Source organism: Undibacterium sp. 5I2 (assembly GCF_035019605.1).
Lineage (GTDB): Bacteria > Pseudomonadota > Gammaproteobacteria > Burkholderiales > Burkholderiaceae_D > Undibacterium.
In genome coordinates, this window is record NZ_JASJVS010000007.1 from 1 (window position 1) to 20439 (window position 20439).

General features: G+C 53.5%; 21 protein-coding genes and 1 pseudogene. 10 read left to right on the forward strand and 12 right to left on the reverse strand.

Annotated elements, in window-relative coordinates:
• Positions 1–283: 283 nt before the first annotated feature.
• The gene (locus QN359_RS04255; RefSeq protein WP_322248252.1) at positions 284–1249 is read left to right on the forward strand and encodes a D-glycerate dehydrogenase; all 966 of its coding nucleotides are present in this window, start codon (positions 284–286) and stop codon (positions 1247–1249) included.
• Here QN359_RS04255 and QN359_RS04260 read toward each other — a convergent pair whose 3' ends face one another.
• A complete protein-coding gene (locus tag QN359_RS04260) occupies positions 1250–1501 on the reverse strand; it encodes an acyl-CoA-binding protein (protein ID WP_322248253.1) in 252 nt (83 codons plus the stop codon).
• 128 nt (positions 1502–1629) lie between these two features.
• The gene (locus QN359_RS04265; RefSeq protein WP_322248254.1) at positions 1630–2331 is read right to left on the reverse strand and encodes a UPF0149 family protein; all 702 of its coding nucleotides are present in this window, start codon (positions 2329–2331) and stop codon (positions 1630–1632) included.
• A gap of 138 nt (positions 2332–2469) precedes the next feature.
• On the opposite strand from QN359_RS04265, the gene QN359_RS04270 reads away from it, so the two are divergent.
• A complete protein-coding gene (locus QN359_RS04270) occupies positions 2470–3477 on the forward strand; it encodes a serine/threonine protein kinase (protein ID WP_322248255.1) in 1008 nt (335 codons plus the stop codon).
• A gap of 39 nt (positions 3478–3516) precedes the next feature.
• A complete protein-coding gene (gene rpiA / locus QN359_RS04275) occupies positions 3517–4188 on the forward strand; it encodes a ribose-5-phosphate isomerase RpiA (protein WP_322248256.1) in 672 nt (223 codons plus the stop codon).
• Positions 4189–4263: 75 nt separating this feature from the next.
• Here the strand turns inward: rpiA and QN359_RS04280 are convergent, their stop codons facing one another.
• Positions 4264–4536 (reverse strand): oxidative damage protection protein, encoded by a 273-nt coding sequence (locus tag QN359_RS04280; protein WP_322248257.1) that lies wholly within the window; start codon positions 4534–4536, stop codon positions 4264–4266.
• A 101-nt stretch (positions 4537–4637) separates the two neighbouring features.
• Positions 4638–5948, reverse strand: coding sequence for an amino-acid N-acetyltransferase (gene argA / locus QN359_RS04285; RefSeq protein WP_322248258.1), 1311 nt, complete (start codon positions 5946–5948; stop codon positions 4638–4640).
• A 250-nt stretch (positions 5949–6198) separates the two neighbouring features.
• Between argA and hrpA the strand changes: the two genes are divergently transcribed.
• Complete coding sequence (hrpA, locus tag QN359_RS04290; RefSeq protein WP_322248259.1) at positions 6199–10218, forward strand: ATP-dependent RNA helicase HrpA; 4020 nt, start codon at positions 6199–6201, stop codon at positions 10216–10218.
• Between the two features lie 33 nt (positions 10219–10251).
• Here hrpA and QN359_RS04295 read toward each other — a convergent pair whose 3' ends face one another.
• From QN359_RS04295 to QN359_RS04315, 5 genes are all read right to left on the reverse strand, one after another.
• Positions 10252–10851, reverse strand: coding sequence for a hemerythrin domain-containing protein (locus QN359_RS04295; RefSeq protein WP_322248260.1), 600 nt, complete (start codon positions 10849–10851; stop codon positions 10252–10254).
• Between the two features lie 110 nt (positions 10852–10961).
• Entirely contained in the window at positions 10962–12824 is a 1863-nt protein-coding gene (pepF, locus tag QN359_RS04300) for an oligoendopeptidase F (RefSeq protein ID WP_322248261.1), read from the reverse strand.
• 191 nt (positions 12825–13015) lie between these two features.
• Complete coding sequence (locus QN359_RS04305) at positions 13016–13426, reverse strand: putative toxin-antitoxin system toxin component, PIN family (RefSeq protein WP_322248262.1); 411 nt, start codon at positions 13424–13426, stop codon at positions 13016–13018.
• A 5-nt stretch (positions 13427–13431) separates the two neighbouring features.
• Positions 13432–13677, reverse strand: a complete 246-nt coding sequence (locus QN359_RS04310; protein ID WP_322248263.1) for a hypothetical protein — start codon at positions 13675–13677, stop codon at positions 13432–13434.
• 633 nt (positions 13678–14310) lie between these two features.
• Positions 14311–14667 carry a hypothetical protein gene (locus tag QN359_RS04315; protein ID WP_322248264.1) on the reverse strand — a complete coding sequence of 119 codons (357 nt, stop codon included), beginning with the start codon at positions 14665–14667 and terminating at the stop codon, positions 14311–14313.
• Positions 14668–14724: 57 nt separating this feature from the next.
• Here QN359_RS04315 and QN359_RS04320 point away from each other — a divergent pair, with 57 nt between their 5' ends.
• Positions 14725–14973, forward strand: coding sequence for a hypothetical protein (locus tag QN359_RS04320; protein ID WP_322251152.1), 249 nt, complete (start codon positions 14725–14727; stop codon positions 14971–14973).
• Here QN359_RS04320 and QN359_RS04325 read toward each other — a convergent pair.
• A pseudogene (locus QN359_RS04325) lies at positions 14906–15306 on the reverse strand (transposase); the annotation flags it as partial. The gene QN359_RS04320 and the pseudogene QN359_RS04325 sit on opposite strands and share 68 nt — an antisense overlap.
• Positions 15307–15655: 349 nt before the next feature.
• Here QN359_RS04325 and QN359_RS04330 point away from each other — a divergent pair.
• Positions 15656–16141, forward strand: coding sequence for a DUF1579 domain-containing protein (locus QN359_RS04330; RefSeq protein WP_322248265.1), 486 nt, complete (start codon positions 15656–15658; stop codon positions 16139–16141).
• 186 nt (positions 16142–16327) lie between these two features.
• Here the strand turns inward: QN359_RS04330 and QN359_RS04335 are convergent, their stop codons facing one another.
• A complete protein-coding gene (locus QN359_RS04335; RefSeq protein ID WP_322248266.1) occupies positions 16328–16534 on the reverse strand; it encodes a response regulator transcription factor in 207 nt (68 codons plus the stop codon).
• A 213-nt stretch (positions 16535–16747) separates the two neighbouring features.
• Between QN359_RS04335 and QN359_RS04340 the strand changes: the two genes are divergently transcribed.
• On the forward strand, positions 16748–17203 hold the full coding sequence (locus tag QN359_RS04340; RefSeq protein WP_322248267.1) for a GNAT family N-acetyltransferase: 456 nt from the start codon (positions 16748–16750) through the stop codon (positions 17201–17203).
• An 11-nt stretch (positions 17204–17214) separates the two neighbouring features.
• Here QN359_RS04340 and QN359_RS04345 read toward each other — a convergent pair whose 3' ends face one another.
• Positions 17215–17547, reverse strand: coding sequence for an NIPSNAP family protein (locus QN359_RS04345; RefSeq protein ID WP_322248268.1), 333 nt, complete (start codon positions 17545–17547; stop codon positions 17215–17217).
• Positions 17548–17744: 197 nt separating this feature from the next.
• Here QN359_RS04345 and QN359_RS04350 point away from each other — a divergent pair, with 197 nt between their 5' ends.
• The 3 genes from QN359_RS04350 (at position 17745) to QN359_RS04360 (ending at position 20434) form a co-directional block, all read left to right on the forward strand.
• Positions 17745–18269 (forward strand): IS66 family transposase, encoded by a 525-nt coding sequence (locus QN359_RS04350; protein WP_322248269.1) that lies wholly within the window; start codon positions 17745–17747, stop codon positions 18267–18269.
• A gap of 548 nt (positions 18270–18817) precedes the next feature.
• Positions 18818–19117: a helix-turn-helix transcriptional regulator gene (locus tag QN359_RS04355; protein ID WP_322248270.1), complete on the forward strand. Its 300-nt coding sequence runs from the start codon at positions 18818–18820 to the stop codon at positions 19115–19117.
• 3 nt (positions 19118–19120) lie between these two features.
• The gene (locus QN359_RS04360) at positions 19121–20434 is read left to right on the forward strand and encodes a type II toxin-antitoxin system HipA family toxin (RefSeq protein ID WP_322248271.1); all 1314 of its coding nucleotides are present in this window, start codon (positions 19121–19123) and stop codon (positions 20432–20434) included.
• The last annotated feature ends 5 nt before the right edge of the window (positions 20435–20439 follow it).

Here is a 20439-nt window from a genome sequence, read left to right on the forward strand (position 1 = left end):
GGTTCCTGCCAAAAGCGCGCAGGAATGACGTGGCCACCAGTCAGGGTAATGATACCGACTCACTACCCTTTTGCGACGATCCATTAAGTTGTTTGCAAGGGGCGCGCTGCCTTGCTGTGTGCGTAGTTTGGAAATGATTCTGGAGGGAAATTGCTTGCGAGTAATTAAGCGCCCGTAAGTGCGCCTAACACGCTTAAATCTCATGCGCTACAATGACTGTCCGCGTGTTCTTGATGCGTATTCAGATCGCGCGTATTAACGGTTTATTTTAATTGAGGTGAGTATGAAGCCTGCCATTCTGGTTGCGCGTGCGGTTTTTCCTGAAGTGTTGGAGCGTTTGCAAGCGCATTTCGAGGTCGAGGCGAATCAAGAGGATGTGATTTTCACGCCCGCTGAGTTGGTCGCCAAGTTACAGGGTAAGGCCGGGGTGCTGACGACATCGAGTGCACGGATCAATGCCGCCTTGCTGCAGCAAGTTCCAGATTTGAAAATGGTCGCCAATATGGCGGTCGGCTACGATAATATCGATTTGGCTGCTTGTGCGGCCCACTCTGTGCAGGCCAGTAATACACCCGATGTACTCAACGAGACCACGGCCGATTTCGGCTGGGCCTTGATGATGGCAACGGCACGGCGCATTACCGAAGCCGAGCAGTGGTTGCGGGCCGGCTTATGGCAAAAATGGCGTTACGATTTGTTTCTCGGCCCCGATTTGCATGGGTCTACGCTGGGTATTTTGGGCATGGGGCGTATCGGTCAAGCGATTGCGCGCCGTTCCACTGGCTTCAATATGCAGGTGATCTATCATAATCGCTCACCCTTGGCCGCTGCCGATGAGGCGCAGGCCAACCATGCGCGCTATGTCAGCAAGGAAGAATTACTGAAAACGGCCGATCATTTGATCTTGGTGCTGCCGTATTCGCCGGCTTCGCATCATGCCATCGGTGCGCCTGAATTGGCGCTGATGAAGCCGACGGCGACGCTGGTGAATCTGGCGCGCGGCGGCATCGTCGACGATCAAGCTTTGATTACGGCCTTGCGGGAAAAACGTCTGGCTGCTGCTGGTTTGGATGTGTTTGAGAATGAACCGGCGTTTGCCGCCGATTTTTTAACACTCAGTAATGTGGTCCTGACCCCGCATATTGCCAGTGCTTCCGGCAATACCCGGCGTGCCATGGCGCATTGTGCGGTCGATAATTTGATCGCCGGGCTCAGTGGCTTGCCGGTGCCGAATTTATTGCGGGTCTGATTATTTCAGGGAGGCGATCAAGTCGATGTATTGCTGCATGGCCGCTTCTTTGCTCGTTCCTTGTAATTTTGCCCATGCATCGAACTTGGCGCGGCCGACAAAGTCGGTCATGCCAGGACGATCGCCGCTGGCGTCGCCAAGACTACCTTGTTTGAACAGTGCATAGATTTGCAACATGGTCATGTTGTCTGGGCGCTCAGGCAAATTCTTGGAATCGATAGAGGCGAGGGTGAATTGTTCTTGCAAGCTCATTGTGGTCTCCGGCTTCGTGTATAAAGTATAAACATAACACGAGTACCAGTGCGGCGACCAGCGTGGGGCTAGAGGCTTTCCTCTGGCGCGGACTGAGATGGCCCGCGCCAGCGGTGTGGAAGCTTTATTTACTCGGCGACCGCTTCGGCACCACAGCAAGTCTTGTATTTCTTGCCGCTGCCGCAAGGGCAGGGATCGTTGCGACCGATTTTCGGGGTGTCGCGTTTAACGGTGGTGACACCGGATTTGCGCAGTGGTGCCCAGAAACGTCGGATCGCTGGAATCGCGGCTTCCAAACTCAGTGCAAGCTCGTGGCATTTTTGCGGACTATCGACGAATTTCAATTCTTCTTCATCAATTTCTTCGGCACCGAGCAGATAGATAGGTTGCAGCAAAGGGCCGATTTCGGCCGAATCCCAGGCCGCTTCCCATTCGTCTTCGCGCAATTGCATGCCTTCCCAGAAGCCCCAGGCCCAGGTTTCGCCATCGATCAATTCTTGGCCATCTTGTTCGAGGATGCAAAACAAGGGTTCGAATTCTTGCGGTGCCACTTCGAAGGTGATTTGGATTTCATTCATGAAGCGCGCGATCAGGTGCGTGACGCGCTGCATTTCTTTGTCATTTTTGAAGGCTGGTTCTGCGCCATCGGCCAAGCCCCAGACCAGTGGCAGCCATTCGGTCATGGCAATCATTTCAGGGCCGAGTGCGATGGCGGTCAGGTAGCCGTGCAAGGCGTCCATGGTCATGCCATCGTCGCCGACGCGGTCGGACATGAGGAATTTGTCGAGTTCGTTGAATTCTTTATCGCTGAGCGGTTCGTCGAGTTGCATGGTGGAGCCTGAAGAGAAGAGGGAAATACCGGCAGTGTAGCGCTTTGCGGCGGGTGTGTAACGCGTTTTACGGATTTTTCCGCGCATTATCAGCGTATCGCCGTGCGCAGACTGGGCTGGTGCACGTACAATCTGGCCATGACAGAACACATTCTCCCGACTTCCTTTGCGGAACTCTCCCCCTTGCTGGTGCTTGATGCCGTCGATAGCTGCGGCTATCGCACGGACGGCCGCATCTTAGCGCTCAATAGTTATGAAAATCGCGTCTACCAAGTAGAACTCGATGATGCCGCACCGGTGATCGCAAAATTTTATCGCCCGCAGCGCTGGAGCGATGCGGCCATCATGGAAGAGCATCAGTTTGTTGAGGAATTGCTAGCGCAAGAAATTCCGGTGGTGCCGGCGCTGTGTGGCAGCGATGGCGCGAGCCTGCGCACGTATCAGGGCTATCGGTTTGCCTTGTTTGCGCGGCAGAGTGGGCGGGCGCCGGAAATCAGTGATGCCGCGACACTGGAATGGCTGGGGCGCTTCATCGGCCGCATCCATGCCGTCGGTGCCGTGCGTCCGTATGCCGAGCGGCCGGCCTTGGATTTACAAAGTTTTGGGGTGGCCCCGCGCGAGTGGTTGTTAGCGCATGATTTTGTGCCGCCAGCGCTGTTGCCGGCCTATCGCAGCGTGAGTCAGCAGGTGCTTGACGGTGTGGCGCGCTGTTATGAACGAGCCGGTGCAATCACGCTGCTGCGCTTGCATGGCGATTGTCATATGGGGAACGTGTTGTGGTTGGAAGCGGGCGCGCAAGCCGGGCCGCATTTTGTCGATTTTGATGATAGTCGCATGGGCCCGGGGATGCAAGATTTATGGATGTTATTGTCCGGTTCGCGCCAAGATATGCAGGCTCAATTGGCCGATATTTTGGCCGGCTATGAAGATTTTTTTGAATTTGAGCCGCGTCAGTTGTATTTGATCGAAGCCTTGCGCAGTCTGCGCTTGCTGCACTATTCGGCGTGGCTGGCGCAGCGCTGGAATGACCCGGCGTTTGTCGCTGCATTTCCATGGTTTAACACCGAACGTTACTGGCAAGATCGGATACTCGAATTGCGTGAGCAGGTGGCGCTGATGGATGAGACGCCCTTGTGGCCGGTATAATAGTGGCAAATTTTTTTCAAATGCTCAAGTGAGATTCTGATGACTCAAGATGAAATGAAACGTGCGGTGGCCCAGGCGGCGATTGCGTATGTGGTGGAAAATGATATCGTCGGGGTCGGTACCGGTTCGACGGCGAATTTCTTCATCGATGAACTGGCTAAAATCAAACATAAAATCAAAGCTGCGGTGGCCTCTTCGGAAGCGACGGCTGCGCGTTTGCTCGGCCATGGTATTACCGTACTTGATTTGAATGAGATTACGCGCATGCCGGTGTATATCGATGGTGCCGATGAAATCACCCATGAGGGGGCGATGATCAAGGGCGGTGGTGCCGCCTTGACGCGGGAAAAAATTGTCGCCTCGGTGGCCGAGCGCTTCATTTGCATCGCCGACGGCTCTAAGTTGGTACAACGTTTGGGGCGTTTTCCGCTGCCGGTGGAAGTGATCCCGATGGCGCATGCAGCGGTAACGCGTGCGCTCAATGCGCTGGGCGGCCAAGCGCAGCTGCGCTTGAAAGATGCTCAGCCTGTGCTCACCGATAACGGCAATGTGATCATCGATGTGCATGGTCTGCAGATCGCCGACCCAGCGGCGCTGGAGCAGGAAATCAATAATATCGTCGGAGTCGTGACGGTGGGTTTGTTTGCGCGGCAGGGTGCGAATGTTTGCTTGCTCGGTACGCCTGAAGGGGTGACGCAACTGACATTCTGAGGTTTGCGCTAAAAAAGAGCAGCATGCCAGCTAAGGCATGCTGCTCTTTTTTCGTTCCGGAAGCGCGGATTGAATTCAGTCGACCGGCGGCACGTAGCCGGCAGCGGCATCGGCACCATCACCGAAGAAATGGTTTTCCATTTGGGTGGCGAGGTATTTACGTGCGCGTGTATCGGCCAAGTTGAGACGATTCTCATTGACCAACATGGTTTGGTGCTTCATCCAGCCGGCCCATGCTTCTTTGGAGACGCTGTCGTAAATGCGTTTGCCCAGTTCGCCCGGATACGGGGCGAAATCCAAGCCATCGGCTTCTTTGTCGAGTTTGATGCAGTGAACTGTACGGGCCATGGTAATACTCCTTGTGTGATACCGGTATACAAAAACAGACCGAATTATAATGGAAACCTCGTCGTGCAGCCGCGCTGACTGCAGCGCCGAGGCCGACGCGCTTACAATTGCTTGATCAGCACCAGTGATTTGCGCTGCCAGTTATACATTTTCTGGCGGTCTTTCGGCAAATCGTCGAATGAGGCGTTGACGAAACCACGTTTCAAGAACCAGTGGGCGGTGCGGGTGGTGAGTACGAAGAGCGAATGAAAGCCGGCGCGGCGCGCGCGTTTTTCCATATGCTTGAGAATGCGTTCGCCATCGCCCTGACTTTGGACATCGGGATTGACAGTCAGGCAAGCCATTTCCGCCATTTTTTCAAATGGGAAGGGATACAAGGCAGCACAGCCGAAGATGACGCCGTCATGCTCGATGACGGAGAAGTAATTGATTTCGCGTTCGATCAGTTCGCGACCGCGTTTCACTAGAGTGCCATCGGCTTCGAGTGGTTCGATCAGCTTGATGATGCCGCCAACGTCTTCAATCGTCGCTTCGCGCAGACTCTCCAGATTTTCCGACGACACCATGGTGCCGACGCCATCATGGGTAAATAATTCCAGCAAGGCCGAACCATCCATCGCATACGGCACGATATGTATCCGCGCCACGCCGCCGCGCGAGGCTTTGACGGCATGTTCGAGGTAAAACGCGGAATCGGCCGGCAAATAATCGGCCTTGAGTTCGTGTTCGGCCTGGCTGAAGGAGAGCTCACGAATTTCATCGCCATCGCGATCAACCATCATCGGCGTTTCCGAGATGAAGATCAATTTGTCAGCGCGCAGGGCAGTGGCGGCCGAGACGGCGACATCTTCCATCGTCAGATTGAAGGCTTCACCGGTAGGGGAGAAACCCAGTGGGCCGAGCAGCACCAAGTTACCGCCCTCCAGAACGCGGTGTATAGTGTCGTAAGCGACTTTACGGGCGATGCCGGTGAGGCCGAAGTCGACGCCGCCGACGATGCCGATCGGTTTCGCGGTGACGAAATTGCCGGAAATGATGCGGATGGCGGCGTGCGCCATCGGCGTATTCGGTAAGCCCTGACTGAAGGCGGCCTCTATATCGAGACGCAATTCACCGGCCGCTTCTTTCGAACATTCGAGCGCAGCGGTGTCGGTGATGCGTATGCCGTTATGGAAATTACCTTCGACATTACGCAGCGCCAGTTGTTCAGCAACTTGTGGTCGCGAACCGTGGGCGATGACGATCTTAATGCCGAGCGCATGCAGCAGCGATAAATCTTGTGCCAACACCGGCAAGGCACCAGCCATCACCAGTTCGCCGGGAAAGGCGACGACGAAGGTTTTGCCGCGGAAGGCGTGAATATAGGGAGCGACTGAACGCAGCCAGTCGACGAATTGAACGGGATTTTCCATGGCGACATTATAATCTGAGACTTCGCCGGCAATGTGGCTTCTGCATGTGGCTGGCTCAAATTGGGCATTTTTTTTTGCTCTGCGATCAGCCTGCCCCAGTCTGGCGCAGTAGTGCGCCGCAAAGAGTTTTCAAAGTGGCATGTCCAAGCGCTTCAGTTCTTGCTGAAAAGTCGACAATCGCAGCGTTTCGCCCAATTTCCTGTGCCCTTACTCACCGATGCGGAAAAAATCTGGGATAATGCGCACCGATATGTCTTCTACTTTGCCCCCTAAAAATTCTACCGAAAAAATTCGGCCCGACGGCTTGGCCGGACTGCGCGAGTTGCGCGGACAATTGCGTGCGGCTGCGCCTGCACCCGAAGCGGGGAAAGCCGCCAAGCCGCACGCTGCTGCTGCTCGGCGCGGCGCGCCAGCAGCGAAGGTGCCGCCGACACAGCCTGTACCGCCGTCGCTGCCATTCCGTAATCCACCGCCGCGTATCAGTTTTCCCGAAGAATTGCCGGTGTCGGGCCGGCGTGCCGATATTGCTGCTGCCATCTCGGCCAACCAAGTTGTCATCGTCTGCGGTGAGACCGGTTCCGGCAAGACTACGCAACTACCAAAAATTTGTCTCGAACTCGGGCGCGGTCAAGCCGGTCTGATCGGTCATACCCAGCCGCGTCGGATCGCGGCCTCGTCGACCGCCAAGCGGATCGCACAGGAACTGAATTCTCCGCTCGGCGAGCATGTCGGTTTTAAGGTGCGGTTTACCGATACCCTCACTGCCGGGGCTTCGGTGAAGTTGATGACCGATGGTATTTTGCTGGCCGAAACCCAGGGCGACCCTTTACTACGTCAATACGACACCATCATCATCGATGAGGCGCATGAACGCAGCCTCAATATTGATTTTCTGCTCGGTTACCTCAAGCAGTTGCTGCCCAAGCGTCCTGATCTGAAAGTGATCATTACCTCGGCCACCATCGATGCCCAGCGTTTTGCCAATCACTTTGCCGCCCCTACTGCCGATGGTTTGGGCCGGCCGGCACCGGTGATTGAAGTGTCGGGGCGTTTGTATCCGGTCGAGTTACGCTATCGTCCGGTACAAGATTCGGATAAAGAACGCGACCTGATGGACGCGATTACCGATGCCGTCGATGAATTGTGTCGCATCGGTTCCGGTGATGTGCTGGTGTTTTTGCCGGGGGAACGCGAAATTCGTGATGCGGCCGAAGCCTTGCGCAAGCATCATCCGGCCCATGTGGAAATTTTACCGCTGTTCGCGCGCTTGTCGGCGCAAGAACAAGAGCGCGTGTTTAAAGTATCGAATGCGCGGCGCATCGTGTTGGCTACGAATGTGGCCGAGACCTCGCTGACCGTGCCGGGGATACGCTTTGTGGTCGACACCGGGCTGGCGCGCGTCAAGCGTTACAGTTATCGCAACAAAGTCGAGCAATTGCAGATCGAAGCGATTGCCCAATCGGCGGCCAATCAGCGTGCCGGTCGTTGTGGTCGCGTGGCGGCCGGGGTGTGCATACGCTTATACGAAGAAAGCGATTTCCTGCAACGTGTGAAATTCACCGAGCCGGAAATTCTGCGCTCGTCCTTGGCGGCGGTGATTTTGCGTATGAAGTCGCTGCGTCTGGCCGATGTGGAAGAATTTCCTTTCATCGAGCCGCCGCCTGGTCGCGCGATTGCCGATGGTTACCAATTGCTGCAGGAATTGGGGGCGATGGATGAAGCCAACCAGTTGACCTCGGTGGGGCGACAGTTAGCCAAATTGCCGCTCGATCCGCGCGTCGGTCGGATGATCTTGGCCGCCCGCGATAATCAGGCGCTGCACGAAGTGTTGATCATTGCCGCAGCCTTGTCGGTGCAGGATCCGCGTGATCGGCCGATGGAAGCGCAGGCAGCGGCCGATGCCGCGCATAAAAAATTCGCCGATGAAAAATCCGAATTTCAGTCGTATCTGAAAATCTGGACTTGGTTTGAAGAGGCGATTGCGCATAAAAAAACCAATCGCCAGTTGCAAGATAATTGCCGCGCCAATTTTTTGAATCAGTTGCGCTTGCGCGAATGGCGCGAAGTGCATTCGCAATTGCTGACCATCGTCAAAGAACAGGGCTGGCGCATCAACGAGACACCGGCCACCTATGAGCAATTGCATTTGGCTTTGCTGACCGGTTTGCTTGGCAATATAGGCTACAAAGCGGATGAGGAAGCGCATTACCTCGGCGCGCGCAGCATTAAATTCTTTATCTGGCCCGGTTCTAGCTTGGTGAAGAAAGCCGGACGCTGGATCATGGCGGCCGAGTTGGTCGATACCACACGCCTGTATGGACGTGGCATCGCTCAGATCAACCCGGAGTGGTTGGAGAAGGTCGGCAGTCACTTGCTGCGTAAATCGTATGGCGAACCGCGTTGGGAAAAGCGCGCCGGCCAAGTCTCGGCGTTTGAACGTGCCACCTTATACGGTTTGGTGGTCTATAGCCAGCGACGCACGCAGTATGGTCTGACCCACCCGGTCGAGGCGCGCGAGATCTTTATTCGCGAGGCCTTGGTCGAAGGCGAGTTCGACACGCGCGCGCCGTTTTTCGCCCACAATCAGAAACTGGTGCGTGAAATTGAAAATCTCGAACATAAATCGCGCCGCCTCGATGTCTTGGTTGACCAGGAATTGATCGTCGCCTTTTATGATCAATTGCTGCCGGCCGAGGTGTACAACGCCGTCTTGTTCGAGCAATGGCATCAGGAAGCGGTGAAGGCCGATGCGAAACTGCTGTACTTGAACAAAGATGACTTGATGCGCCATGAAGCGGCCGGCATCACCACCGATTTATTTCCGAAAGCCATGCAGGTATCGGGCGTGGCCTTGCAACTTGCTTACCATTTTGAGCCGGGCAGCCCGCGTGACGGCGTCACCTTGTGTGTGCCGCTGTTTTCGCTCAATCAGGTTTCAGCGGAACGCTGCGAGTGGCTGGTACCGGGCATGTTGAAAGAAAAAATTCATCTGCTGATCAAATCGCTGCCGCAAAAAATCCGCCGCCATTGCGTGCCTTTGCCCGAGTATGCGGCAGGGTTTGCTGAACGCTGCGATTTCGGTAAGGGTAATTTTCTTGATGCCGTGATCGCCGATATCCGCACGCAAAAAGGCTTGCTGTGCATGAGTACGGATTTTAAATTCGAGACGCTGCCGGTGCACTTGACGATGAATTTCAAGGTCATTGATGAGCATGGCCGGCAACTCGAAATGGGCCGCAATCTGAGTACGCTGCGGGTGGAATTCGGTACCCAAGCGCGCGAAAGTTTTCAGCGCATCGCCAGTGCTGATAAATTGGCCCTGCTTGATCGCACTGGCAGCGCTGCGGCGCAGCCTGCAGTGGCCAGCAAAGCCGCCGGCGCGCAGAAGCCGCTCGCTGCGGCCGCGCCGCTGCTGCAACAACAAGAAAAGCTGACGGCCTGGAGCTTCGGTAGTTTACCGGAACTTTTGGAAGTGCAGCAAGGTAAGCAAACCTTGATCGGTTATCCCGCCTTAGTCGACCATTTGACACATTGTCAAATCGAAGTCTTCGATGACCCTGATGAGGCAGCCCGCATTCATCGGCGTGGTTTGCGTCGTTTATTCGCTTTGCAATTGCGCGAGCAAGTCAAATTTCTGGAAAAAAATATTCCCGGTTTGCAGCAAATGGGCATGCAATTCATGGCGCTGGGCTCGCAAGAAGAATTGCGCGAGCAAATCATCGAAACCGCGCTTGAGCGCGCCTGTTTGCAAGCCCCTTTGCCAGCGACGGCAGAACAATTCCAGCGTCGGCGCGAAGAAGGCAAGGCTCGCCTGAATTTGCTGGCGAATGAAATCGCCCGCATGGCCGGGCAAATCCTGGCCGAGTACCACAGCTTGCCGAAGAAGTTACAGGGTATTAAGGCGCATACCGCCGCAGCGGCTGATATGCAAGCGCAACTACAATTACTGATAGGGAAGCGTTTCATCGCCGAGACCGAATTCGCCCAATTGACGCAGTTTCCGCGCTACCTGAAGGCGATTACGGTAAGGATGGAAAAATTGCGCGCCGACCCTGCGCGCGATGGCAAACTGCTGGCCGAGTGGTTGAGCGTGGCGCAGCCTTGGCAGCGCAGCCCGCGCAAATCCGGCACCGAGGGTGACCCGAAGTTGCTGGAATTTCGCTGGTTGTTGGAAGAATTGCGGGTGTCTTTGTTTGCGCAAGAATTACGTACACCGATGCCGGTGTCGGTCAAGCGCTTACAGAAAGTTTGGGACAGCTTACAGCGTTAGCGTTAGCCTGCCGTGTGGCAGGCTAACAGCGCATTACAGCGGTTCGGCCACGCCTATCGGGGCCGGACTGATGTTGACGATGAGTGAAAACAATTGCTCATAGCGGTAGCGTTCACCGGCTTGATCGAGACGCGTGCGGTTTTCCATGAAGGCTAAGTCGACTTCTTGCCAGTCGCTGACATTGAGTACCTGACGCGCGATCGGCATGATCGATTGTTCTTCCACTGCCATATGCGCATAATAAAATGACGCATATTGTTCGACCAAATCACGGAAATTCGGAAACGCCGGTGTGCCGACGAATTCATATTGGAGCAGGGCGTCTTGCAATTGATGTACCAGACGTTCGCCTTGGCTGTGTTGCTCAGTCAATTCTTCCAATGCCGCATCAAGTTGATGCGTACGTTCGCGGATTTTCGTAAACAGATATTGGTCTTCTTTGGGGTGGTGGACTTTTTCCGGGTATTCGGCGATGTAATACAGCATGGCGCGAAATACTTTCAAGTCGGGTGCGGCGCTGCCTTTTTCTATGCCGCGTACAAAATACAGCATACCTTGTATGACGGCCGACAGGTGTTCGTGTTCGTGATGAATGATATCAATCGATACCGGGTGAAAATTTCGTGCGGACATAGTGAGCCTCCGATAGTCTGGCTTCACTTTACAACGCTGCGGCGATGCTACTTTTGATGTGTATCAAAAGTAGCAGAATTCGACTTCAAACAAACCGGCTACCGCCTTGTTCAGCGCTTGGCCAGGATGGCTTCGATTTGATCCATGATGCTGTTCATTCGTTTGAATACCGCCAGATAAGGCGCGGGAGTGGCGAGATCGACGCCGGCGCGTTTAACCAGTTGATACGGATGTTCGGCACCACCGGCTTTGAGGATGGCGAGATAATTGTCGCGCGCACCAGGCTTGCCTTGTAGTATTTCAGCGGCAAATGCCGAGCCGGCAGCGATCGAGGTGGCGTACTGGAACACATAAAAGCGCGTGTAAAAGTGCGGGATATACGCCCATTCGCTGGCATAGACCGGATCGATTTTCATCACGCCTTCGGCATCGCCATGATAGCGTTTGAGGATGTCGCCGTAAATTTTACTCAACGCTTCTCCGGTCAGCGATTCACCTCGATCGACACGGGCGTGGACTTCGCGCTCGAAATCAGCAAACATGGCTTGACGGAAGAAGGTGCCGCGCAGGTTTTCCAATGCCGAACCAAGATAGAGCAGACGCTCATCGTCGCTATTGGCGATGCTGAGCATATGTTCGAGCAAAAACACTTCATTCGTGGTCGAGGCGATTTCGGCGGTAAAAGTTGGATAGCCGGAAGTGATGAAGGCTTGGTTGCGATTAGCTAAGTAGGAATGCATGGCATGACCCCATTCGTGCGCCAGGGTCGAGACCGATTCATAGTCATCATTGTAATTGAGCAGCAAGTAGGGGTGGACATCGTAAGCCGCACCGTTCATATACGCGCCGGAACGTTTGTGCGGGCGTGGATAGACATCCATCCAGCGCGCAGTGCTGGCCGCGCTCATGGCTTTCACATACTCGTCACCGAGCGGTTTGACCGAAGCCAGCATGAGCTGGACGCCTTCCTCAACCGCGTAGTGGTAGTCGCCCGATACCAGCGCCGGATACATATCGTAATAATGCAGGTCGGCGACTCCGAGCATTTTTCCGCGCAACTTGAAGTAGCGATGCAGGGTAGGTAGGTTAGCCTGAGTTTGGGCGATCAAGGTATCGTAGACGGCGCGCGGAATATTATCGGCATCGAGTGCAGCCGAGAGTGAATCGGGATAATTACGTACCTTGGCATAGGCCGAATCTTTTTTCAATTGCTCGTAAAAAGTGACGCCGTAAGTGCGTTCGAATTCTTGCCATTTACCCCAAAAAGCATCGAACACCAGCTTGCGGTCGGCGCGTACCGGTGCGGCGCGGTACTTGGTGTAGGCGGCTTGATCGATGACGATTTCCGTGCCATTCGATAATTTTACTTTCGGCCAAGGCATGTCGGCGTTGGATAGCGTGGTAAATACAGCGGCGGCGGCATTGGTGGCCAGACCGAAGTCGGCGATCAGTTGCTCACCTTTGGCATCGAGCGTATGACTGCGGCCGCGCGCGATGTCCTCGAGCATGAAGCGATACATGCCTAACGAGCGCTCTTGTTTAAGAAAAGCGGCAATTTTCTTCTCGCCCAGTTGCAGTAACTCGGGACGCAGGAAGGCGCTGGCTTGCTCGAATTGACTGCCGAGCAGGTCGGCCGTCTGTGCCACATCTTGCCCGGCATTGGTAGCGGTATCTTGATCGCGGTATTGGCTGGCGTAGCTTTGCAGGCGTGCGTAACGCTTGCTGATGTCGGCATACAGGTCGAGGCAAGTTTTGAATTCGCCGACCGTAGTGCCGAGGTGTTGGCTACAGCGCCCGAGTTGACGCATTTGCTCAGTCATGAAGGCCGCATCTTTGTCCCACAGCGCCCGGTCGGCATACAAATCGCTGAGATTCCATTGGTAGGGTGCGGTATCGTTGATGGCGGCGTTCGCTGGCGCGATGGGAAGAGAAAACGCCAGGGCCAGGACGCTGGCGATCCAAGATTTTTGCATAGTGCTCTCCAGTATTTTTTTTGAGGTAAAAAATATACCGCAAAATACCGCCGTTATTGTTTTGTGAAGTAAGAAAATCATCGGGGAAAGGCGATTTCGATAGAATCTTCGGTTTTCCCCCAAAAAACGGATGCAAGTAGTCTGGAGAGACGCGGATTTAAGCGGTGTCGTATCAGCCGTGCTGCAGTACGTCAGCTGTCCATCATTGTTAACGCCTGCGCTGCCGTCACGATGTGCATGCCTTGATAGACGTGCAGGTTCAACAGATGCTTGTCACCCGAGACGATGGCATTGGCCTGTGCCGCCAGAGCGCACGCAATCAGATGATCGTCATCGGGATCGTCAGGCACAACACACGTTACAAAAAGTGGCGATACGACGCGCGCAAATTCCAGATACAGCGCCACGACAGCATTGGCCGTTGTACCTTGCTCTAGCAATTTCGTCGCCAAATGTGGCCGAGCTAAAACCTCGCCAAACTCCGCCGCCAGTACTGGCGAGGGAAAGAGTTCAACGTCACCTTCTACCGCCCGCTGCAGCAAGCGATAAGGCATACCACACCACAATAACGCTGATACGACGACGTTGGTATCCAAAACCATTCGCATCAGTTCGACGTATTGCCTGCGCGGCGTGCGGCGCGCACAGCGTTGACTTCGGCGACAAGTTCCTCATCGCTCATCGGTGCAAAATTGGCCGTCTGCAGTCGCAGGCCGACCGCCAAGAGGTGCCGGCCTGCGTCACGACGGATGGCATCTTCGAGCAGGGTCCCGATAGCCGCATCAGTCAGCAGACCTGCACTCCGCGCGCGTTGTGCCAGCTCATCAGGCAGAGTCAGTTTCAATGTCGTCATGATGGATTTCCTTTCGCGCTGAAAGCTGTAATTGTTGCTTGGTTGGTAAGGTGTTCCGCAGCGTCTTGACTACGTTCTTGTCTGTAATCTGCGCTTCCCTAAGTACCTTGAATACAAAATACAATAAAGCATGTCTGCTGAACGATCAAGCATCTTTGTTTGATTACAAATATTGACAAGGCTGATAGAAACATGGCGCGTATCACGCCATGTTTCGACTATCCGCCAGATATCCGAAAAGTATTCTGCACACCAAGGCCATCGCGTCGGTCACTAGGGAAGCGCGGATTTAATCGCTGTGGAATTGTCCGTTGCCAATGAGGATGCAATGCAAGGCGCCTTTCACTGTCAATAGCGAGCTATTGACAGTGAAAGGCAACGCAGCAGTGCGCCTCAGTGGCGGCGGACAAACCGCTTGGATTAAATCTGCGCTTCCCTAGGCGTCTGCGAAAAATTACCAAGACATGCGCGCCGTTTCTGATCGATGCTGCCGTGTTCAAATTGTTTTATTTGGCGCGCAACAACATCAGTCAGAAGTGGACCATGCCGATAACAGGGCGGAATGTGGTTTGTTCCGCGCTGTCCTCAGCCTGACAGACGGCACGGCTGCCTGCGTGTCCGACGCAGCCTGCATCAAATCAAACTCGCCACACAGCGCCAATTGCGCTCATGCCTTTCGCGTAAAGGCTGTATCAAAGCGTGCAAACCGTGCGATGCCACGGCTTCGTCGCCGGCATCATCTAACATTTGCAGCAATAAAACGAGTGCCTGATCATTCATACCCATTTCGCGGCGAATCATGTGCAAATCATCAAAAGCGGCGCAGATGGCAGAAAGCTCGTCGAGTAATTGATCAAAAGCTATGACCTTGAGCGTATCGACTTGCATCCCACGCAAGCGTTCCAGCGTGGCTTGCAGTTGATACAAGCGGTGTAGCGCAAAAGAGGGATGGGGTGACGATGCGCACGCAACGGGAGAATGCGTAACCATGATGGCCTCCTATGAAGACCGTAACTTTCGGGCACGGGAAACCGCTGTCAGGGAGGTGTGTTCAGCACCGAGAAAAAGCATACCGCAGGATTTTTAAAATCTCAATATGAGGAGTTCAATTTTGGTCTAGCTTTTTATCCAGTCGCACCGGTCGCCGCCGACCATTGGCACGACGCTCAGCTCGGCGCAGGCGGCTGCCTCGGCGCGGATAATCACCTTAGTGAGGCAAATCGAGTCGCAACGACGACAATTCAGCCGCCACTTGCTTGCGTTCTTTCCAGCCGTCAAAGTTCAAGCTATGTCTGACCATGTGGACGATACACAGTTGCACCGTTGCACCGTGGCTTTCTGGAAGGCCGCCTTGATTGCTTCCGTGGAGGCTTTTAGAACATCGCCGCAGACAATGAAGATATCGCTGACGCCGCGATTACGCAGTTCGGTAAGCACCTGCAGCCGGAATTGGGCCCCTTCGGTCTGGGCCACCCACATGCCGAGAACTTCCTCGATAGCATCCATATTGACGCCGATGGCAAGGTAGCAAGCCTTGACTCTGACAGCGCCGCTATCGCGGACCTTGACATGCATACAGTCCATGTAGACGATTGGATAAAGCGCATTGAGTGGACCTGTTTGCCGAGCCTAGACCTCGTCTGTCACTTGAGGATTGATTATGAAAAATTTTTTGGTCGCAGATAGATGGAAAGGTAGAGGAAATCCGTAGTTCACATGTTACGCTGTCAAGTCAGAACACCGAAATCGCTACGCAACTCGTCATTGGCTTGACACAAGCAACACGTGATCCAAACGCCAACTTGTATTGCTCCTGGAATTGACAGAGGGCGTTCTGCCCTAGCTTGACATTGTGCGCGAATACAGGCTGCCATTTCGTCGCAGGTGTCGATTGCGTTGCGTGCCTGATCGGAAAGGCGATTGCATGAAGTAGCGAAGTTTTTTTAGTTGAACAAATATTTGAAAGGTAATTTTTGTGTTGAATGAATTGGATTCTAAAACTCCCGGAGACTTTGATTTCGTGATTGGCGACTGGGTAGTCAAGCACCGTCGCTTAAAAGAAAGATTGAAAGGCAGCGAAGAATGGGTGGAGTTTGACGGCGTTTCTTCCACGAGGAAAATACTGGGTGGCTTGGGCAATCTGGAAGACAATCACCTGCACTTTCCCGAGGGTTCGTTTCGTGCAGTGGCCTTACGTTCTTATAACGTCGATACGAAAAAATGGTCGATCTGGTGGTTGGACGGGCGCTTTCCAGACAGCTTGGACGTTCCCGTGGTCGGTGATTTTTCCGATGGGGTCGGCGTGTTTTATGCCAGCGACGTGCTCGATGGTGTCCCGATCAAGGTGCGCTTCCAATGGAATTCATTAGCATCGAACGGACCACGCTGGGAGCAGGCCTTCTCGAATGACGACGGGGTAACGTGGGAGACGAATTGGACGATGGATTTCTCTCCCAAGTCCTGATTTTTGATGCCTGCGCGCGCCTGCATCTGGTGCGGTGCGCGGATGTCGCCCAGGCTAGCCTACCACAGGCGCGCCTAGCCCATGTGGCGTGACACGATGGATAGGATGCGCACAATGGCTGGGATGCCCGACCAGCAAACAGCAAGGATAGCAAGGAGCTTGCCAGCTCAGCGCCCCGGTTAGGGGCTACCAAAGCAAACCGTGGGAGTTGGCGGTTTTGAGCGCCGCATCAAAATTTTGCACATCGAACTTGTCTTTGATCATTTGCACGGCATTGTGGATCGTCTTGGGCGACAGCGCCAATTCGGCCGCAATATCGCTGGCCCGATACCCCCTGCTGTGCAATTTGAGAATTGTCAGTTCCCTGTCGGTCAGTGCCAATCTTTGCTTCATTTCCACTTTGATGCTCGGGTATTCTGATGGTCAACGATTGATTTTTTGTGCGGCCTTCGGGTCGCGCTCCTAGTGGTACCCACGGGTATCCGCGGGCGCGGGCGTCGCCATAGGCAGCAAGGCGATGCCGGCGTCCGACCGAGCCGGTTCGCAGCAACACTTCGATTGCGGACAAATGATCGAGGCCCATTTCAATCTACTTCACCGAGATCTATGAACACTTTTACTACGCGACAGGCTGCAACATCGGACCTCGACAAGCTGGCCACGATCCTTGACCAATACCGTCAATTCTATGGACGCACAAGCGATGTTTCTGCCGTACGGGAGTTCCTGCAAGCGCGCTTCCTGTACAAGGAATCGAGCACCTTCGTGGCCATCGATGGCGACCGTATACTCGGGTTTACACAGTTGTATCCATCGTTTTCCACCCTGTCGCTGGAGCGGATATTCATCCTCAATGATCTGTACGTCGACGAGAACAGTCGCCAGCGCGGTGTGGCCAAGCGACTCATCGCAGCTGCCGCCGAGTATGCGACATCGCTTGGCGCGCTGTCGCTGACTTTGTCGACAGCAAAGAGCAACGAAGCGGCCCAAGCGCTCTATAGCGCCACTGGCTGGGTACGGGACGAACACTATTATGAGTACAGTCTCAAGCTAGTGCCCTAAAGTGCAGGAAATCATTGCGTTCTCAAGGCTTTGACCACGGCTTCGTCCAATTCGAGCGTGAACGATGTATAGCACTCGATGAGCGCAACAATGGACTCCCTAGGGCCGTCGCGCCAGTCGCTGCTGCCATAAAACGCATCCTGACTCACCGCACGGTCTGGCAGATCACAATAGGCGCGAATCAAGTAGTAGGCGTTGATGTCATGTGCGGAAGGGCCGTAGTCCACGACATCGACGCCCCAGTTTCGCAGCAGCGGATAGGATGCCTCTTGCACCAAGCGATGGAAGGCGTCGCGGCATTCCGGCTTCAAAATATACGAACGGAATTCAACAAGTTTTTTCATTTTTGGTCACCTAGTTCTACTTTGACACATTCACGTGTCATCTGTTGATATAGGTTCACTGTACAGTCAATGCGGTGCTATTGCCACTCTAATGGTGAAAGCGGCGTCACTACCTCATTTCCAGACCCTCAGGTTTCCCTTAAACGCAGATATTCGTCACCGCTTTATCTGTGCTGCCTGCGCGGTGGAATCCGAAAATGTCACTGATCGCTATGGAGCTGCATTTGGTGCTCGAAGATGATACCTCGCGACCGATTCGTCAGCAATTTTTTACACTTCTGGAAAGTGAACTAACTCAGAACGAACACTTTTGGGGGTTCTTCCACAGAACACCTTATCGTTCGAACGATAAGGAACCGGGGCAGTGCATCGTCGTGTTTGATTATCAGACCGGTCGCGCCGGTGCGAGCGCGCGCGCCTTCTTTTCGGGTTGGTGGGGCTCGCTCATGGTGGACGATTACGTGGGGTATAAAGCGATGTTCGCCGAGGGCGTCACCGCACTGGCCTGCCTGGCCCATGTGCGGCGTAAATTCTTTGATCTGCATGCGGCCAACGCCAGTCCGATCGCCGCAGGGGCGCTACGCTATATCGGCCAGCTCTATGCCATTGAACAGCAAGCCAGTTCGCTCAATACGACGGGGCGTCAACAGCTACGTCAGGAACAAGCCCAACCGTTACTGAGGCAATGGCACGCTTGGCTACTGATCACACAACAGAAATGAGTTATGCAGATAGCCATGCTTACAAGAACGGGTGAGTATACGAGTTGGTTGACAGGCTATTAACTAGCCAAAAACCAGATATGCAATTAACACTCAGATGAACTACCCTACTCGCACCCCATCCGTACTCCGAATAACGACTCGGCTCATCGACCTCCCACTGTTTTGCCAGCTCGGTTTTTTCGATTCGCCCGAAAGAGTGAAAAGAGTAAAGAAAAGAAAGAATAAAAAGAGTGAGTAAGGGTGGTTTCAGAAAGGGGGGGAGGCAGTGGTCGGTCGACCTCATGGCTCTTGTTGGCCACCTGTGGGTTAATTGCATTATTGGTGATCTGAATTAATATTTAATGATTCTATTTAAAGCTGCAAGACCTTGTATATTGCCATAAAAGATTTTATTAAATCTATTACATGATAGTAGTTTGAGTCACTTTGTGCCTCTTTCAAGAAAATTCTGCTAATATAAGAAAAAATACTTATGTGTATAATTAGCTTAATTAAGCCCCTTAAACTAATTTTTATTGTTTAATGACTTCTTTAAAGGCTCATAAATGAATCAACTAAATAACGAGGAACTCGAATCCTTACTCGGTGAGACGATCAAGAGAATTCGCTTACTCAAAAATATCGACCAGCAAACCCTATGCGCTCAAGCAGGTCTCAGCGTCACCGCCCTTAAGAATCTTGAAACTGGCCATGGTGCATCCGTTAAAACCCTCATCAAAGTATTACGTGGACTCGGGAAAACAGAATGGTTGCAATCCCTCTCTCCTATCGCCACGATTAATCCAATGACCTTACTGGCCAACCAAGCGCCACGCCAACGCGCACGCCGCAGCTCGAAGGAATAACTTATGCCCCCGTCGACTAAAAAAAGCCGCTATACGCCGGCAAAAATCATTCAAGTGTCTATTTGGGGGCAGTTGGTTGGTGCCGTAGCGCTCGATCCTATTTATGCTTATTACGTTTTTTCCTACGCCGAAAAGTTCAGACAATCATCGATTGAGCTCTCTCCACTGCAGATGCCTTTGAAATCGACCAGCGAACCGGTGATGTTTTCTGATTTGCCCGAAGCCACCTACAAACGCTTACCGGCGATGTTGGCCGACGCTCTACCCGATGATTTTGGCTCAGCACTCGTCGACCGCTTCATGGCAGAGCGCGGTATTTCCTCATCTCAAATTTCAGCACTTGATCGCCTTGCCTATATGGGATCACGTTCGATGGGGGCGATGGAATTCAAACCGCAACACGGCCCACGGAAAATGTCCTCAAGCGCGATTGTCTTAAGCTCGCTCGTCCAAGAAGCACGTAATGTAGTTTCCGGGACCTTCGGCGATGATGATCATACAAAAGCTGCTTTGCGTAGCATCATCGAAGTCGGCACCTCAGCTGGTGGTGCCAGAGCAAAAGCGGTGATTGCATGGAATCCCGACAGTCAAGAAATCCGTTCAGGTCATGCCAACGTCGACCTAGGCTTCACCCATTGGTTACTGAAATTTGATGGTGTTGGCAAGGATAAGGAGTTTTCTAGCAGCATGGGTTACGGCCGTATCGAGTATGCGTATTACCTTATGGCAAAGGCCGCAGGTGTTGCCATGACTGAATGTCGTCTATTGGAGGAAAACGGTCGCGCTCATTTTATGACGCGCCGCTTCGACCGGGAAGAAAATAATGTCCGTCACCACTTGCAAACGCTCTGTGCTATGGCACACGTCGATTATAAAAAAAAGGCGACCAACAGCTATGCGCAGTTTTTTATGACCATTCGTGATTTAGGCTTAGCACGGGAATCGATGGTACAAGCTTTCAGACGCATGGTATTCAATCTTATGGCGCGGAACTGCGATGACCATTCCAAGAATTTTTCTTTTCTGTTAAAACAAGGATCGCAATGGGAACTCAGCCCCGCCTACGATATGACATTTTCCTATAATCCGCACAGTGAATGGGTTTCGCAGCACCTGATGTCGGTCAACGGAAAATTCAGAGATTTTGAGCTTCAAGATATATTGGTTGAAGCAGATCGATTTGGTATTGGCGAAATACGTTCCATCATTCTTGATGCCCAATCAGCGATATCTCGTTGGCGAGAATTTTCCGCTATTGCAGGCGTTAGTCAGGATGATGTACTGAGCATCGAGAAATTATTCTGGTTTCCGATCTAAGCGCC